At 67.3% G+C, this 254-nt stretch carries 1 protein-coding gene; it reads right to left on the bottom strand.

Annotated elements, in window-relative coordinates; all coding sequences use genetic code 11:
• On the bottom strand, positions 1-237 hold a 237-nt coding region (locus G6O54_RS37205; RefSeq protein WP_165236255.1), incomplete at its 3' end, for a transposase.
• Between the last annotated feature and the right edge of the window lie 17 nt (positions 238-254).

The raw sequence follows: 254 nt of genomic DNA, 5'->3' as shown, positions 1-254 counted from the left end.
CCGCTGCCAGGTGCCCTCGTCGCGCCACTGGGCGAAGTGGTCGTAGACGGTGCTCTTGGCCGGCAGGTCGTGGGGCAGCATGTCCCACTGGCAGCCGGCCCGGTTGAGATAGAAGATCGCGTTGAGGATCTCGCGCATCGACACCGTGCGAGGCCGACCCGTCTTGTTGACCGGGATGAGGGGTTCGAGGATCGCCCACTGCTCGTCGGTCAGGTCGGAGGGGTAGGACTTCCGCATGGGTGCGCGCTCCGTCG

The sequence above is a fragment of the Aquisphaera insulae genome, assembly GCF_011064615.1.
Lineage (GTDB): Bacteria > Planctomycetota > Planctomycetia > Isosphaerales > Isosphaeraceae > Aquisphaera > Aquisphaera insulae.
The sequence above is the reverse complement of the archived record's forward strand: the minus strand, read 5'-3'. Positions and strand labels throughout refer to the sequence as shown.